Origin of the sequence: Enterobacter sp. ECC-175 (assembly GCF_043968675.1) — a bacterium.
In the GTDB taxonomy this organism is placed as follows: Bacteria; Pseudomonadota; Gammaproteobacteria; order Enterobacterales; family Enterobacteriaceae; genus Enterobacter.
In genome coordinates this window covers 839205-854957 of record NZ_CP143776.1, presented here as the reverse complement: position 1 = coordinate 854957, position 15753 = coordinate 839205, and the positions used below count along the sequence as shown (strand labels likewise).

Here is a 15753-nt window from a genome sequence, read left to right as displayed (position 1 = left end):
TTATGTTTTTCCATACTCCAGTATAAGGCTTTGAACGTAAGAAAGAGACAGGGCGCCCGATGAGCGCCCTGTTTGTTGTAAGGAAAGGTGACGTCAGTCCGCGTCGTAGCCCAGATTAGGGGCTAACCAACGCTCCACTTCTGAGACGCTCATTCCCTTGCGCAGCGCGTAATCCTCGATCTGATCGCGCTGAAGCTGCGCCACCGCGAAGTATTTGCTGTCGGGATGGCTGAAGTACCAGCCGGAAACCGATGCGCCCGGCCACATGGCGAACGACTCGGTGAGCTTCATACCCGTATGCGCTTCCACGTCCAGCAGCTGCCAGATGGTGCCTTTTTCGGTGTGCTCCGGGCAGGCCGGATAGCCCGGCGCCGGGCGAATGCCCTGGTAGTTTTCGCGGATCAGATCTTCATTGCTGAGGTTCTCATTCGCCGCGTAGCCCCAGTGCACCTTGCGCACGCGTTCGTGGAGATATTCCGCGAACGCTTCCGCCAGGCGGTCGGCAATCGCTTTCACCATGATTTTGTTGTAATCGTCGTGCTGCGCGTCGAACGCATCGGCCAGCGCATCTTCTTCCAGACCGCCGGTGACGGCAAACGCGCCGATGTAGTCGGCCTTACCGGAGAGCTTCGGCGCAACAAAATCGGCCAGGCAGTAGTTGGCGAAGCCCACCTTCTCGGTTTGCTGGCGCAGATGGCGGCTGACGGCCAGCACGTGCGTGCGGGTTTCATCGCGGTAGATTTCCACGTCGTCACCCACGCGGTTCGCCGGGAACAGGCCCACCACGCCGCGCGGGTTGAGCGTTTTCTCCGCGCTCAGTCTGTCGAGCATATCGTTCGCGTCTTTGAACAGGCGCTTCGCCTCTTCCCCCACCACCTCATCTTCGAGGATGCGCGGATATTTGCCCGCCAGCGACCAGGTCATAAAGAACGGCGTCCAGTCGATGTAGTTACGCAGCGTTTCGATGCTGGCGCTCACCTCCTGCACGCCCAACCGGTGCGCCACCGGCGGCGTATAGGCCGCCCAGTCGAACGCCAGATCGTTGTCGCGCGCGGCCTGAAGTGAGACAGGCGGCGTGCGCGGTTTCTTACGCCCGTGCTGGATGCGCACGGTTTCGTACTCTTTGCGGGTGCGGGCCACGAACTCGTCGCGCTGGGTGTCGGACAGCAGCGCGGACACCACGCCCACGGTGCGCGAGGCGTTCTGCACGTACACCGTCGGGCCGCTGTAATTCTGCTCGATTTTCACCGCCGTATGCGCTTTCGAGGTGGTCGCCCCGCCGATCAGCAGCGGAATGGTAAAGCCCTGGCGCTCCATCTCTTTCGCCACGTTAACCATCTCGTCCAGCGACGGCGTAATCAGTCCGGAGAGGCCAATCAGGTCCGCGTTCACTTCGCGCGCGGTCTTGAGGATTTTGTCCGCCGGAACCATTACGCCGAGGTCGATAATCTCGTAGTTATTGCACTGCAGCACCACGCCGACGATGTTCTTGCCGATGTCGTGTACGTCGCCCTTCACGGTGGCGATCACCATCTTGCCGTTGCTGGAGCCCTTCTCTTTGCTGGCTTCGATGTAAGGTTCCAGGTACGCCACGGCCTGCTTCATCACGCGGGCGGATTTGACCACCTGCGGCAGGAACATTTTGCCCTCGCCAAACAGATCGCCCACCACGTTCATGCCGTCCATTAGCGGGCCTTCGATGACCTCAATCGGGCGCGCGGCCTGCTGCCGGGCCTCTTCCGTATCAATCTCGATAAACTCGGTGATGCCTTTGACCAGCGAATATTCCAGGCGTTTTTTCACGTCCCAGGCGCGCCACTCGGCCTGCTGCACGCTGGCCGCCTCGTCGGATTTACTGCCGCGGTATTTCTCGGCCAGATCCAGCATGCGCTCGGTGGCGTCGTCGCGACGGTTAAGGATCACGTCCTCTACCGCGTCGCGTAGCTCGGCGGGCAGATCGTCATAGATCGCCAGCTGCCCCGCGTTGACGATCCCCATGTCCATGCCGTTGCGGATGGCATAGTAGAGGAACACCGCGTGGATCGCCTCGCGCACCGGATCGTTACCGCGGAATGAGAACGAGACGTTGGATACGCCGCCGGAGATCAGCGCGTGCGGCAGCTCGCGCTTGATGTCTTCACACGCGCCGATAAAGTCCTGCGCGTAGTTGTTGTGTTCTTCAATGCCGGTCGCCACGGCGAAGATGTTCGGGTCGAAGATAATATCTTCCGGCGGGAAGCCCACCTCTTCGGTCAGGATCTTGTACGCGCGGCGGCAGATCTCAATTTTGCGCTCGCGGGTGTCGGCCTGTCCCACTTCGTCAAAGGCCATCACGACGACGGCGGCGCCAAAACGGCGCACCTGTTTCGCATGATGGATAAAGGCGTCAACGCCCTCCTTCATCGAAATGGAGTTAACGATGCCTTTGCCCTGAATGCACTTCAGCCCCTTCTCAATGACGTCCCATTTTGAAGAGTCGATCATGATCGGCACGCGGGCAATGTCCGGCTCGCCGGCGATCAGGTTGAGGAAACGCACCATCGCCGCCTCGGCGTCGAGCATCCCCTCGTCCATGTTGATGTCGATAATCTGCGCGCCGCTTTCCACCTGCTGGCGGGCAACGTCCAGCGCTTCGCTGTATTTCTCTTCTTTGATCAGGCGCTTAAACTTCGCCGAACCGGTCACGTTGGTCCGTTCGCCCACGTTCACAAACAGGCTGTCATCGCCGATGGTTAACGGCTCAAGGCCGGAGAGACGGCAGGCGACGGGGATCTCGGGCAGCCTGCGCGGCGGCAGGCCCGCAACCGCATTGCTCATCGCCGCAATGTGCTCCGGCGTGGTGCCGCAGCAGCCGCCGACAATATTGAGGAAGCCAGACTCGGCCCACTCGCGGATCTGCGCCGCCATGGTGTCGGCATCAAGATCGTATTCACCGAAGGCGTTCGGCAGCCCGGCGTTCGGGTGGGCGGTAACGTAGCATTCCGCAATGCGGGACAGCTCCTGCACGTACTGACGCAGCTCGTCCGGCCCCAGCGCGCAGTTCAGCCCGAAGGAGAGCGCCTCGGCGTGGCGCAGGGAGTTGTAGAATGCTTCCGTCGTCTGGCCGGAGAGCGTGCGCCCGGAGGCATCGGTGATGGTGCCGGAAATCATGATCGGCAGATCGACGCCCAGCGATTCAAATTCTTCTTTTACCGCGTAGATGGCGGCTTTGGCGTTCAGGGTATCGAAGACCGTTTCAATCAGGATCAGGTCAGAACCGCCTTCCACCAGCGCCCTGGTCGATTCGCGGTAGGCGGTAACCAGCTGATCGAAGGTGATATTACGGAACGCCGGATCGTTGACGTCCGGTGAAATTGACGCGGTGCGGTTGGTGGGGCCAAGCACCCCGGCAACGTAGCGCGGCTTATTCGGCGTGCGGGCCGTCCATTCATCTGCGCAGGCGCGCGCGAGCCTCGCGGCTTCATAGTTAATTTCCGCCGACAGGGATTCCATCTGGTAATCCGCCATGGCGATAGTTGTCGAGTTGAAGGTATTGGTTTCAACAATGTCCGCACCGGCTTCGAAGTAGGCGTTGTGGATATCTTTAATAACGGACGGCTTGCTGAGCACCAGCAGGTCGTTGTTGCCCTTCAGGTCGCACGGCCAGTCGGCGAAACGCTCGCCGCGGAAATCCTCTTCACTCAGGCGATAGCCCTGGATCATGGTGCCCATGCCGCCGTCCAGCACCAGAATTCGTTCATTTAACTGCGCACGCAGCTGCTCTACTTTGTTGCTCACACTTGCTCCCGACAACGCTCGACAAGGCCAAAAGGCTGCGTTCCATACTGGCATAATCTGGCAGGGGGGAAAAGTCACGCGGCGGTAACATGAGACATGTTCACCATCACTCCTCCGATCAGTCAGGATGCGGTTGCAAATTCGCCAAATAAAACGAAAATAATTTCCACGATACAGAAAAAGGAGTTCGTCATGGTTGCTACCGTTCCCGCAAAACGCGGCAGAAAGCCTGCTGCTACCCCCGCTGCGCCGCAGGGCGGACAGGTTCAATCGCTGACGCGCGGCCTGAAGCTGCTGGAATGGATTGCCGAATCCCACAGCAGCGTGGCGCTGACCGAGCTGGCGCAGCAGGCGGGCCTGCCGAACTCCACCACGCACCGCCTGCTGACCACCATGCAGCAGCTGGGCTTTGTGCGCCAGGTAGGCGAACTGGGCCACTGGGCGATAGGGGCGCATGCGTTTGTCGTCGGCAGCAGCTTCCTCCAGACCCGCAACCTGCTGGCCATCGTTCACCCCATTCTGCGCAAGCTGATGGAAGAATCCGGCGAGACGGTGAACCTGGCGGTGCTTGACCAGAGCGATCACCAGGCGATCATCATCGATCAGGTGCAGTGTACGCAGCTGATGCGCATGTCCGCGCCGATTGGCGGCAAGCTGCCGATGCACGCCTCCGGGGCGGGCAAGGCGTTTCTGTCACAGCTGAGCGAAGAGCAGGTAACCGGCTTGCTGCACCGCAAAGGGCTGCACGCCTACACCCACGCCACGCTGGTGTCGCCCGTGCATTTGAAAGAAGATCTCGCCCTGACCCGCAAGCGCGGCTATTCGTTTGATGATGAAGAGCATGCTTTGGGGCTGCGCTGCCTTGCCGCCTGCATTTTTGACGAGCATCGCGAACCCTTTGCCGCCATCTCCATTTCCGGCCCGATCTCCCGCATGACCGACGACCGCGTGACCGAGCTGGGCGCGCTGGTGATTAAGGCCGCGAAAGAGGTCACGCTGGCATACGGCGGGATTCGCTAAAGGCCCGGCGTAAGAAACCGCCTGCGGGGGCGGTTTCTTGACCTTCCACAATCACCTTCGCGTTCAGGCACGACAATGTTCGTTCCATGAGTCGCGATACATAACATTGCCTTCCGTGTACTTCCATGTGATGGCCTCGTAGCACAATTCGAGCGTTTCGAGGTGGGTGCTGCTCATAACGTTAGGGGTCAGGAATGGCGCAACCGTGGTGAACTTTACGTTCTCCAGAATGATGTTGAAATACTCGGCCTCAATGCCTGAATCCAGAATTCGGTACATCTTAATAGTTGCTTTCTTCATGGTTCGGCCTTCACAGACGGCGCGATACAAAAGAGGTGTTGTCTGGTCGAACTCTTTTACAATCGTAATGGGGCGGTGAACGCGCGTACCGGTGAGCTTACCCCAGTTTGGATCTACCGGGATGGTAACTCCATGTGAGAATGACTTCAGTTCGATAGAGCCCAGCCGCAGCGGCATCAGGCATGCGCCGACAATCGGTGAGCCGTTCTCATCTTCAAGCCATAAATGCGCGGGTGTAGACATAATGAATATCCTTATTAATAAGCACCAAAATAATGAAGTGCTTTGTGGTTCACCCTTTCAGATAGCCCCTCATTGCCGTGTCTCAATGCCAGATCCTGTAAGCCAGTCCTAGCGTTGCTAAATAAAACAACAGAATGAAGCCCTGACTAACTGCTGGAAAATAAACGTCGAGTATGTAGCCGAAGATGAATGTGAGAATGATGGGTAGGTAGGTCCAGAAGAAAATCTGGGACTGATGTTTGAGCCAGCGTTTAAAAAAGCCCATTACTGTTTCCCCATTAATCTTATAATCTTGTCGGCAACGCCAGGAACGTTATGGCTATCCGTCCATTGCTGAGAGAGCACGCCAGCTCGCATAAAGATGGGCTCCACAAGAAAGTACATCATCTCTATCTCGCGAAAATAGAGCATCTGGTAATAGGCGGGATGCTGAATCTGCAGGCGTCTCGCGCTTTCCGCCGCATGCTGCACGATCCCATAGACGCCAAGACTTCCCGCAACCGCACTTGTTAAACCTGCTGCGGCTTTCAGGCCTGAGAGGGGAAGAGTGATATGAAGGCTGATAGCAGCCGCGACGCCGGTTGCAAAAGCATAGGACGTAAGCGAACTAGTAGAGATATACACGTTTACGTGCATTAAAATTCTTTGAATCTCTGCAAGCTGGTCGGGAGAGAAATCCTTAACCATCTCCTCGACGTACGCGCTGATCATCTCGCTGACAATATTCCTGCGGGTAACGAGATGGACGATTCCCTTTCGAAAACGTGAGTCTTCGAGATGCTGTTTGGTGCAGACGTCGTAATACTCATCCGTCAGGCAAGATGTGTAGTTAAGCAGGCGTTGTGCTCCGGCACCGATATTGCTCACATGCTGCTTTACCTCTTCGCCAACAGCCCGCACCGCACGGTCTAGCTTCATGGCCAATACTTTTTGGCTTTGTAGCTGGCGAATGACCTCTTCTGAGTGATACATCCTTAACTCCCGGCGCTTTCGCGGGATGGCTGGAGGCCAGGCGCATGCTGAAGATTTTCTGTCGTTGAAGAGCGTTTGCATGCTGCACTCAACCGCAGCACTAAAACCGTCATAAACCCCATTCTTTATCCTTTGAGAAATTGCGGCAATGAGGCCAAGCCTATTCCCCAACACCCAAAGAATGTCCAGAGCCGATCACGATTCCGCCTTGCATCATTCATTTTCAGAGGATGACCAGGCGTTTTTTAATCAAAATTAAGCCGTTAGCGCAGAAGCCTAATATGCCGGGCGGCATCCATTGCTGACCCGGCACACGTTAACGATTTTACGCCTTGCGCCGCAGCAGCCGCAGCGCGTTTGCCGTGACCAGCACCGTCGCCCCGGTGTCCGCCAGCACCGCCAGCCATAGGCCCGTCATGCCGAGCAGGGTGGTGACGAGAAATATCCCCTTCAGCCCCAGCGCAATCGAGATGTTTTGCCGGATGTTGGCGCGCGTCGCGCGGGCCAGGCCGATCGTTTGCGCCAGGCCGGTCAGCCGGTTGTGGGTCAACGCCGCGTCCGCGGTTTCGAGCGCCACGTCGGTGCCGCTGCCCATCGCAATGCCGATGGTCGAAGCCTTCATTGCCGGCGCATCGTTGATGCCGTCTCCCACCATCGCCAGCGGCGCCTGGCCGTTGAGCTCGGTGACGGCGGTGACTTTATCCGCCGGCAGCAGGCCCGCCTTATAATCCAGCCCAAGCTCGCCGGCAATCGCGGCGGCCGCGCGCGGATTATCGCCGGTCAGGATCACGCCCTGCACGTTGAGCTGGCGCAGCGCGGCAATCGCCTCCTTGGCGTCATCGCGCAGGGTATCGCGCAGCGCGAGCACGCCTTTTAGCGCGCCGTCCTCAACGACAACCACCACCGTTTGCCCTCCCTGCTCCAGAGACGCAACGCGATCCCGCAGCTCCGGCGCCGGGAACTTATCCGCCGCGACGATCAGCACCTTTTTACCCGCAACCTCCGCTTCAATTCCTGAGCCCACCAGCGCGCGCTGCGCCGTGGCGGCCGGTATCGTCAGCCCGCGAGACTGGGCTTCGCGCACGATGGCCTGCGCCAGCGGATGCGTTGAGCCTTGCTCCACGGCGGCGGCAACGGCGAGCAGTTCATCTTCATGGCTATCCTGCGGATAAATACCGGTAACCTGCGGCCTGCCGACGGTCAGCGTGCCGGTTTTGTCGAATGCGATATGCTGAATCCGGCTGAGCTGCTCCAGCGCGGCACCGCCCTTGATCAGCGCCCCGCGACGCGCCGCGGCCGCCAGGCCCGAGGTGATCGCCGCCGGGGTGGAAATCACCAGCGCGCACGGACAGCCAATCAGCAGCAGCGTCAGGCCTTTATAAACCCAGCCTTCCCAAGGCGCGGCGAAGAACAGCGGCGGGACGACGGCCACCAGCAGCGCAATCAGCATAATGACGGGAGTGTAGATCCGGCTAAAGCGATCGATAAACCGCTCAACCGGCGCGCGGCGCTCCTCGGCCTCTTCAATCAGCTTCAGGATGCGGTCGATGGCGCTGTCGCCCGGTTCGGAAAGCACGGTCAGCTGCACCAGGCGATCGACGCTTGTCGCCCCCGCCGGAACCTTTTCGCCCGCCGCGCGCTCTACCGGAATAGATTCCCCGGTAAGGGCGCTTTCATCAAAGCTGGCGGTGGCGGTGAGCAGCGTGCCGTCAGCAGGCAGGCGCCCGCCCGCGGCGACCTCAATCACGTCGCCGGGGCGCAGCGTGGTGATGGCGACGGTTTCACGCGCGTCGTTAACGACCCGCGTGGCGGTCTCAGGCTTTAGCGCCATCAGGGCGCTTACCCCTTTACGCGCCCGGCTTGCCGCCCAGCCCTCAAGGCGTTCGCCAATCAGGAACAGCAGCAGCACCATCGCCGCTTCGGCGGTCGCGCCAATGAACAGCGCGCCGATCGCGGCCACGCTCATCAGCGTTTCGATGGCGAACCAGCTGCCGCTTTTTATCAGCCGCAGCGCCTGGCGGGCTATCGGGAACAGCCCGACAAGCGTGGTGGCAACGAAGGCCAAGTTGCCGAGCGGGTGATTAACCTGTTCCAGGCCCCAGCTTATGGCCATCATGACGATGAGCGTTATCAGCGGCAGGTTTTCCCGCAGCGGGGAGGTTTTCTCAGCGGGCGCGGATTCGCTGCGCAGGGAATATCCGGCCTTGCCGACGGCGGCTTCAACCTGCCTGCTTACGTCGTTTTCAGCGCTGACCAGCAGCTTTTCGGTCGCGAACAGCACCTGCACATGGCTCACGCCCGGCACCTGCCTGACCGCATTTTCAACCTTGCGGGCGCAGGCGGCGCAGTCCATGCCGTTCACCACCCAGCTGTAGCGGTTTCCGCTTTCGGGCATAGGCTCAGCCTGGGTTTCGCAAGCGTCACCGGCGCAGCATGGCGCTTTCAAAGGCGCCGGGCTGAGCTTAAGCGCAGAGAATTGTGGGACTTTTTTAGAAGATTCAGGAGCAGACATAGCAGCCTCCGGCTAATGATAATTTTCTCATTAACCGGAGTATGCACTCTGGAGTCGACTCCAGAGTCAAGGGTTATTTAGATATAGAGCGAACGCACAATCAGGAAGTGCCCAGCGAAGTAACACGCGGCGGCTATCGCGTTATCCGCGCGGAAGCGGCGGCGATAGTGGCTGCCCAGCCAGACGATATTGCCGATTAACAGAAGCGCGGCGCCAAAGAAGGCGGACATCGCCTGCGAGGTCGGGCGGAAGAACCACAGCTCGCCCGCCAGCCACACCATCACCAGCGTCATGGCGATAAAGGTAGACACCGGCCAGCGCATCTCCTCCAGGCGCGTCCAGATGACGGCGAGCAGCAGCGCACCGATGACCAGCAGCACCAGCGGGAGCGGCCAGAAGATTGAGAGCGTCATCTGGCTGGCGAAGTAGAGGGTATACAGCAGGTGCGACAGGAAGAACGCCCCGATGGCGTACAGCAGGCGCTGTCGCGGCAGCAGCGTCAGGGCATCACCAATCAGCGAGGCGCAGAGCCCGGCGAGCACCAGATAGCTGACGGCGTTAAACATCGGCGCTTGCCAGGCAAGCAGCAGCAGGAGCAACAGCGTGACGGGCTTAAACAGCCAGCGCTGCCAGGCAGGGCCACGATAAGACGCATCGACGTAAAGCCATGCGGAAAAACAGACAGCGATAAATGACCAAAGCATATTAACTCCCTGTATCTGTTACGGCTGAATAATCAGTTTCACACCCAGTGTAGTGACGCAGCACGGCGTTTGGCAATGCCGGGGAAGCCGGGGTATCCTTAAATCCGCAAAATCTGATGGGATACCTCAATGAGCAAGATGCCGCTTTTTTTCGTGGTGGTGGTGGCGATTATCGTCATTGCCGCATCGTTTCGCTTCGTCCAGCAGCGCCGCGAGAAGGCCGAAAACGACGCCGCGCCGCTGCTGCAAAAGCGGGTGGTGGTAAGCAATAAGCGCGAAAAGCCGATCAACGAGCGCCGCTCGCGCCAGCAGCAGGTGACGCCTGCGGGCACGGCGATGCGCTATGAAGCCAGCTTCAGGCCGCAAAACGGCGGCCTTGAGATGACGTTTCGCCTGGACGCGCAGCAGTATCACCAGCTGACCGTCGGTGACGCGGGCCTGCTGAGCTATAAGGGAACGCGGTTTGAAGGGTTCAGGGCCGAACCCTAAACCCCCTTCCGCTTAGTGCTTCATCTGCGACAGTATCGTCCGACACTGGTTCGCATCCCCTTCCGACGGTGAAATCAGCGCCAGCAGCGCTGCGGCTGGCGTGACCAGCGTTGCCAGCGCGGCGGCCACCGCGCCGCGCGCGATCAGCGGTCCGGGCTTCACCCCGGCCTGCGGATTTTTAAAGGTGCCGCGCACGTAGAGCGGCGAGCGCAGCGTGATGATGCGAATGCCCTTGCTTTCAGGATCGATCGTCAAATCCAGCTGTTCCGACGCCATGCTGGCCGTCCCGGTGACGTTGATAACGGCATTTTCAGTGTCAAAGGCGAAAATCTGCGGACGCGCGACGCCGTTGACCAGGTTCAGGTTTGCCGCCGCGCAGTTTACCCGCACCTCGTCGTCCCCGAAGATCTGCCCGATAATGAAGTTACCGACGTTAAGCCCCAGAATTTCCATCAGGTTGCGGCTAATGAGGCCATCGTTCATCAGGAGCTTTAGGTTGCCGTTGCCGCTTCCCAGCAGCGCCGCCACGGAGTTGCCGACCCCGCGAATGTCGGCATCGCCGTTCATCTCGCCCAGGGTTTTTTGCATCAGCTCGACGTTCGGCATCAGCTCCTTAAGCTTCAGCCTGCGCGCCTGAATTTCCGCCCGCCCCTGCATCGGCTTTTTGTCGCCTTCAAGATGGATGTTTGACGAGATGGTCCCGCCCGCCAGGCCAAACTTCAGCGGCTGCAGGCGCAGGTCGGCGTTTTTGAGAAGAATATGGGTAGAAAGATTGCTGATGGGCAGCGTGCTGCCGTGCTCGATTTTTCCGCCTTTAAACCGCACATCGGCGTCCATCACGTCCCACTTGTCGGTTTCAAAGCGATCGTAGGGCAGCACTTTGCCCGCGGGCTGAACGTCCTTTTTGACCTCTTTCGACTTGGTGCCTTTGCCGGAATCCACGCCAATCAGCGGGCCCAGGTCGGCCAGGCGCAGCTGGCGCGACTCAACGTCGCCTTCGAGCTTCGGACGCGGTTTCCCGGTGGTGTAGGTGAGCGTGCCGTGAATATCGCTGTCGCCGATGCGCCCGTTAAATCCGCGGTAGTCGAAGACGGAGGATTTTTCGGCGTTGATTTTCGCCACCAGATGCCCGTCCGTTTCAAACGGCGGCGTATCCGGCAGCAGCACGCCCGTCAGGTCGTACAGCTCGCCCAGCGAATCGCCGGCAAACTTCAGCTGGAGATCGACGCCGCCCATGTTCATCGGGTCGTTAACCGTTCCCACAAACGCCACGCGGGTGTTTCCGGAGCGGAAATCCGCCTGCACCGGGAACGGCGTGCCCTCGCTGCGTAAGGCCAGCATGCCGCCAATTTTACCGGTACCGGTGAGCGGCTGGCCGTTGTAGTGCCCTTTCGCCGTCAGGCCAAAGACGTAATCGCCTGCTTTCGCGTTGTCCCCCTTGGCTTTATTGCCCGTTACCTCGCTGAACGGCAGCGGCTTGCCCAGCGGATCGACCAGGATCTGCACGTCGGCCTTGCTGACCTTGTCGTCAATGGCGATCCGCCCGCGATCGAACAGGATATTGTCGAGACGGAACGACCAGGATGACGGCTGCGCGTTAGGATCTTTTTCGTCGCTGCTGGCGAGATTGAACGTCCAGTTGTTGTTTTTCTCTGACAGCCGGATCAGGCGCGCGTCGGGCTGCTTAAGCTTGATCCACGGGAGGTACACCGTTTTGGTCAGCAGCGCGAGCGGCGCCAGCGTGGCTTCCACGCGCGGCAGGTGGACCATAGTCACTTCAGGAATATCGGGCGGGTTGCCGAGAATAATATCGTCGGCGTGGACGTGCGGCCACGGAACCCAGCTTCGCCAGCCGGTCTCCTCTTTCTGGCGCTCCCATACTACGCCCAGATCGCCTCGGATGGCGAAGGGCCGGTTAAGCTCGGTCGAGACTTTATGGTTGATGGTCGGCTTGAGGCGGTTCCAGTCAAACGTGGCAATGATGATGATAGCGACCACGATCAACAACAAGAAAATCCCTATAACCCAGGTGGCAATCCTGGCCGTTTTTGTCATTGTTTCCCCCTTTCCTGATGACGTGCTTCCATGAATATAGTTCATGGCGCGGGGATACGGGGATGCTGCGTCCGGGAATAGCGCGTAACGGCAACGCACCATTATGGGAAACAGCTTTACTTACAATGAGATAATCACATTATCCAGCGTGTCCATCGGCACCGGGCGGGAGAGAAAATAGCCCTGCGCGGCAGCGGCCGGTGAATTTTGCACGTCTCGCCACTCTTCCAGCGTTTCAACGCCTTCGACAATGACGCCCTGACAATAACGGTTCATCAGCTGCAGCAGCAGGGTGAACAGATTTCGGCCTTCGGAGGTCTGGCGCAGCATAATGAACAGGTCGCGCGCCACTTTAATGTAGTCGTAGCGAACCTCGCTGAGCGCAGAGAAGTTCGCCATCCCGGTCCCGAAGTCATCCAGCCAGAGCGGGCCAAACTCGCACATCGACGCAAACGAGGAGTCCTGCGGCAGGCGAATGTGCTCAACCAGCTCAAAGCGCATCCACGGCAGGGTCGCGATCAGCGCCTGCAGCTTCGCATTCTGGCGCAGCGCCATCAGCGTTGGGCCATCCACGTTCACCGATGCCAGAATGCCGTGCTGTTCAAAGAAGGCGCGGCGGGAGTACAGCATGTTCAGCTGCTCCTCCAGCACGTCGATGCGCTGGCGCACAGCCACTTCCGCAAAATAGCGGTCCGGCGCGATACGCAGCGAGGGATTGGACGGGTGCGTCACGATCGTTAAGATCTCAATCGCCATCAGCTGGCCGGTGGTGCGGTAGATCGGTTGATAGGTGTACGCGCGTTCACATTGCAGCCAGTAGCGATGCTCCTGCAAGTTCTCAATACTTGCCTCAGGCGTAATGTTCAGCCGGTGGATAACCTGCTCTGACTTCATTTCAGATGTCCTGTTGTATGGGGGAATAGCCTTTCTGGACTCGTCACAGGATTATCGGCGCGGCAATTGAGAACTTTATGTTCAGTTCGCCGGGAAAATGAAATTAAGATGACAGAAATTAGCAGGAACGCGTGCTGGCTCAAATAAAATATTGGAACGACGTTTTAATATAGTTGACCGCGTTATTCACTCAACGCACACTACCGTTAATGTCTCTGTTCAGGTTTCCAACTATGTCCAAAAAAATTGCCGTGATTGGCGAATGCATGATTGAGCTGTCCCAAAAAGGCGCGGATGTCAGCCGCGGTTTTGGGGGCGATACGTTAAATACATCCGTTTATATTGCCCGTCAGGTGGCGCCCGAGGCCCTGAGCGTAAGCTATGTGACGGCGCTGGGAACGGACAGCTTTAGCCAGCAGATGCTGGAGGCCTGGCAGAGTGAAAACGTACAAACCGGGCTGATCCAGCGCATGGAAAACCGCCTGCCGGGGCTTTACTACATCGAAACCGACAGCACCGGGGAGCGCACCTTTTACTACTGGCGCAACGAGGCCGCGGCCAGGTTCTGGCTGGAAAGCGATGCGGCACCGGCAATCTGCGAAAAGCTGGCGACGTTTGATTATCTCTACCTGAGCGGCATCAGCCTGGCGATTTTGAGCCCGGAAAGCCGCGAAAAGCTGTTTTCGCTGCTGCGCGAGTGCCGCGCCAACGGCGGCAAAGTCATCTTCGATAATAACTACCGCCCGCGCCTGTGGGCCAGCCGCGAAGAGACGCAGCGGGTGTACCAGCAGATGCTGGAATGCACCGATATTGCATTCCTCACGCTGGACGACGAAGACGCGCTGTGGGATGAAAAGCCGGTTGATGAGGTTATCGCCCGCACGCAGGCCGCTGGCGTGGGTGAGATTGTGATTAAGCGCGGGGCGGACGCGTGCCTTATCGCGATACCAGGCGAAGCGACCGTTGAGGTTCCGGCGGTGGCATTAGCGAAAGAGAAGGTGATCGATACCACGGCGGCGGGCGATTCGTTCAGCGCGGGCTATCTGGCAGTACGCCTGACGGGAGGCTCGCCGGAAGCGGCGGCGAAGCGTGGCCATCTCACGGCCAGCACGGTGATCCAGTATCGCGGAGCGATTATTCCGCGTGAGGCGATGCCTGGTTAACAACGGCGCGGGCTGATGCCCCCTCACCCTAACACTCTCCCCAAAGGGGAGAGGGAACGATAACACCCTCGCCCCTTTGGGAAGAGGGCCGGGGTGAGGGGCGTTGTGTCTCTTACTGCCCCTGCGGGATATCCGTTGCGTCCGGGTGCAAATCATCGGCCGCCGCGGCCTGAGCAGGCTGTGAGTCTGGCTCCATGATCGTTTTCCAGGTCGCCTGAAGTTCCTTCATGTCATACTCCGGCTCGCCTTTCGGCTGCAGCAGCACCAGCGTCATGTCCTGAGACAGCTGCTGGCGCAGATCCTGATTAAGCATGTCCACGGTCAGGCCGCTCAGGAAGTCCTGACGCAGCTTCTGATACTGTTCCGGCGCGATATCCACCACCTGATTTTGCAGCGAGCGAATGCGCTGGCTGATCAGGATGTCGGTATCTGCACGCGCGTAGGTCGCAAACAGTTTTTGCAGCTCAAGCTGCTTTTGCGCCACCAGCGCGTTGAACTCCTCTTCCGGAAGCCCCTCTTTACGCACTTTCGCCAGCTCTTTCGCCACCACGCCCAGGTTCGCGTTCAGCTTATCGCCGGGCGATTCAACGTTGATCGCACACTGCGCGCGCTGGAAGAGCACCCGGCAGTCGAAGCCAAGAGCAATATCCTTCACGTTATTCTTACTGAGCGTCTGCTGAACGTGCCAGAACAGCGCTTCACGCGCCAGGTCTGCGCGCCAGTAGCGGAGCAATGCGGCCGACTCACGAATCGGCTGCCATGCGGTATCCCACATCATGGACAGGCGATCCTGACGCACGGTATCCGTCATAATGCTGACCGGATCAACGCGCAGCGGAGACAGCGTAGGAACCGGCGCCGGGGTTTCCCGTTTGCCTTTGAGATCGCCAAAGGCTTTGTTGATCTGCTCTACCACCGCGCGGCTATCGACGTTACCCACGATAATCAGGGTCATCGCGTCCGGCGTATACCATTTTTGATAGAAGGACTTCACCTGCTCGACGTCCACAGGCTGCTTCAGCGGCTCGGCCGGGTCGTGGCCCAGCAGCGCAGAGCCCTTCAGGCGATAGCGCCACCAGCCTTCTTTGGTGTCCGTAGGCCAGGTCGCCACCATGTCGCCGTTGCTCAGCGCATAGTTTACGGACTCTGGGGTAATGGAGAGCTTGCCCGTGGCGTCTGAAAGGTAGGTGAGCGCTTCTTTCAGCAGGTCGTTGCGGTTGTTCGGCAGGCTAAGGTTAAACATGGTGTAGTCATAGGAGACCACGGCAGGCGGGAGCGGGCGTTTTGGGTCGATGGCCTGTTGCCATAGCGAACGCACCTGAACCGCTTGCAAACTGCCGCTCTGCGTGAGCGCCAGCCGAGGAATAAAATGGCTTAAGCCCGTCTGCTGGGTGCTCTCCGTCAGGGAGCCGGTATTCACAGACAGACGAATTTCGATACGGTCGCTGGGGCGTTGCGGTGTGGTGAGAACTTGCCACTGAAAGCCGTTTGCCAGAGTCCCTTGTTGCCACGCCGGGTCCGGCTGGAGCGCATCTGCCTGCACATAACTGGCTGCTGCCATCATCAGCAAACCGCCGGTTAAGAGTCGAATTTTTGTGCCCTGCATGTGAACCCCTGATCAACA

The 15753-nt window shown here is 59.2% G+C and carries 11 protein-coding genes; 3 read left to right on the top strand and 8 right to left on the bottom strand.

Going from position 1 to position 15753, the window contains the following annotated elements; translation table 11 throughout:
- Nucleotides 1-93: 93 nt before the first annotated feature.
- Complete coding sequence (gene metH, locus V1599_RS04050; RefSeq protein WP_112012094.1) at nt 94-3777, bottom strand: methionine synthase; 3684 nt, start codon at nt 3775-3777, stop codon at nt 94-96.
- 192 nt (nt 3778-3969) lie between these two features.
- On the opposite strand from metH, the gene iclR reads away from it, so the two are divergent.
- Nucleotides 3970-4797 carry a glyoxylate bypass operon transcriptional repressor IclR gene (iclR, locus tag V1599_RS04045; RefSeq protein ID WP_112012195.1) on the top strand — a complete coding sequence of 276 codons (828 nt, stop codon included), beginning with the start codon at nt 3970-3972 and terminating at the stop codon, nt 4795-4797.
- A 63-nt stretch (nt 4798-4860) separates the two neighbouring features.
- Here iclR and V1599_RS04040 read toward each other — a convergent pair whose 3' ends face one another.
- The 4 genes from V1599_RS04040 to V1599_RS04025 all read right to left on the bottom strand — a co-directional run bounded on the left by V1599_RS04040 (nt 4861) and on the right by V1599_RS04025 (nt 9528).
- Nucleotides 4861-5340 (bottom strand): type VI secretion system tube protein TssD, encoded by a 480-nt coding sequence (locus V1599_RS04040; RefSeq protein WP_112012093.1) that lies wholly within the window; start codon nt 5338-5340, stop codon nt 4861-4863.
- 264 nt (nt 5341-5604) lie between these two features.
- The gene (locus V1599_RS04035) at nt 5605-6312 is read right to left on the bottom strand and encodes a hypothetical protein (RefSeq protein WP_112012091.1); all 708 of its coding nucleotides are present in this window, start codon (nt 6310-6312) and stop codon (nt 5605-5607) included.
- Nucleotides 6313-6637: 325 nt separating this feature from the next.
- Nucleotides 6638-8824, bottom strand: coding sequence for a Zn(II)/Cd(II)/Pb(II) translocating P-type ATPase ZntA (gene zntA / locus V1599_RS04030; protein ID WP_112012090.1), 2187 nt, complete (start codon nt 8822-8824; stop codon nt 6638-6640).
- 77 nt (nt 8825-8901) lie between these two features.
- On the bottom strand, nt 8902-9528 hold the full coding sequence (locus V1599_RS04025; RefSeq protein WP_112012089.1) for a lysoplasmalogenase: 627 nt from the start codon (nt 9526-9528) through the stop codon (nt 8902-8904).
- Between the two features lie 129 nt (nt 9529-9657).
- Here V1599_RS04025 and V1599_RS04020 point away from each other — a divergent pair, with 129 nt between their 5' ends.
- Nucleotides 9658-10017: a DUF2500 domain-containing protein gene (locus tag V1599_RS04020; protein ID WP_112012088.1), complete on the top strand. Its 360-nt coding sequence runs from the start codon at nt 9658-9660 to the stop codon at nt 10015-10017.
- Between the two features lie 12 nt (nt 10018-10029).
- Here the strand turns inward: V1599_RS04020 and V1599_RS04015 are convergent, their stop codons facing one another.
- Both V1599_RS04015 and pdeH read right to left on the bottom strand, forming a co-directional pair.
- Nucleotides 10030-12072 carry an AsmA family protein gene (locus V1599_RS04015; protein WP_112012087.1) on the bottom strand — a complete coding sequence of 681 codons (2043 nt, stop codon included), beginning with the start codon at nt 12070-12072 and terminating at the stop codon, nt 10030-10032.
- 120 nt (nt 12073-12192) lie between these two features.
- Nucleotides 12193-12966 (bottom strand): cyclic-guanylate-specific phosphodiesterase, encoded by a 774-nt coding sequence (gene pdeH / locus V1599_RS04010; RefSeq protein WP_112012086.1) that lies wholly within the window; start codon nt 12964-12966, stop codon nt 12193-12195.
- A gap of 233 nt (nt 12967-13199) precedes the next feature.
- On the opposite strand from pdeH, the gene V1599_RS04005 reads away from it, so the two are divergent.
- Nucleotides 13200-14129: a sugar kinase gene (locus tag V1599_RS04005; protein WP_112012085.1), complete on the top strand. Its 930-nt coding sequence runs from the start codon at nt 13200-13202 to the stop codon at nt 14127-14129.
- Between the two features lie 112 nt (nt 14130-14241).
- Here the strand turns inward: V1599_RS04005 and V1599_RS04000 are convergent, their stop codons facing one another.
- Nucleotides 14242-15735 carry a pitrilysin family protein gene (locus V1599_RS04000; RefSeq protein ID WP_112012084.1) on the bottom strand — a complete coding sequence of 498 codons (1494 nt, stop codon included), beginning with the start codon at nt 15733-15735 and terminating at the stop codon, nt 14242-14244.
- Nucleotides 15736-15753: the final 18 nt, after the last annotated feature.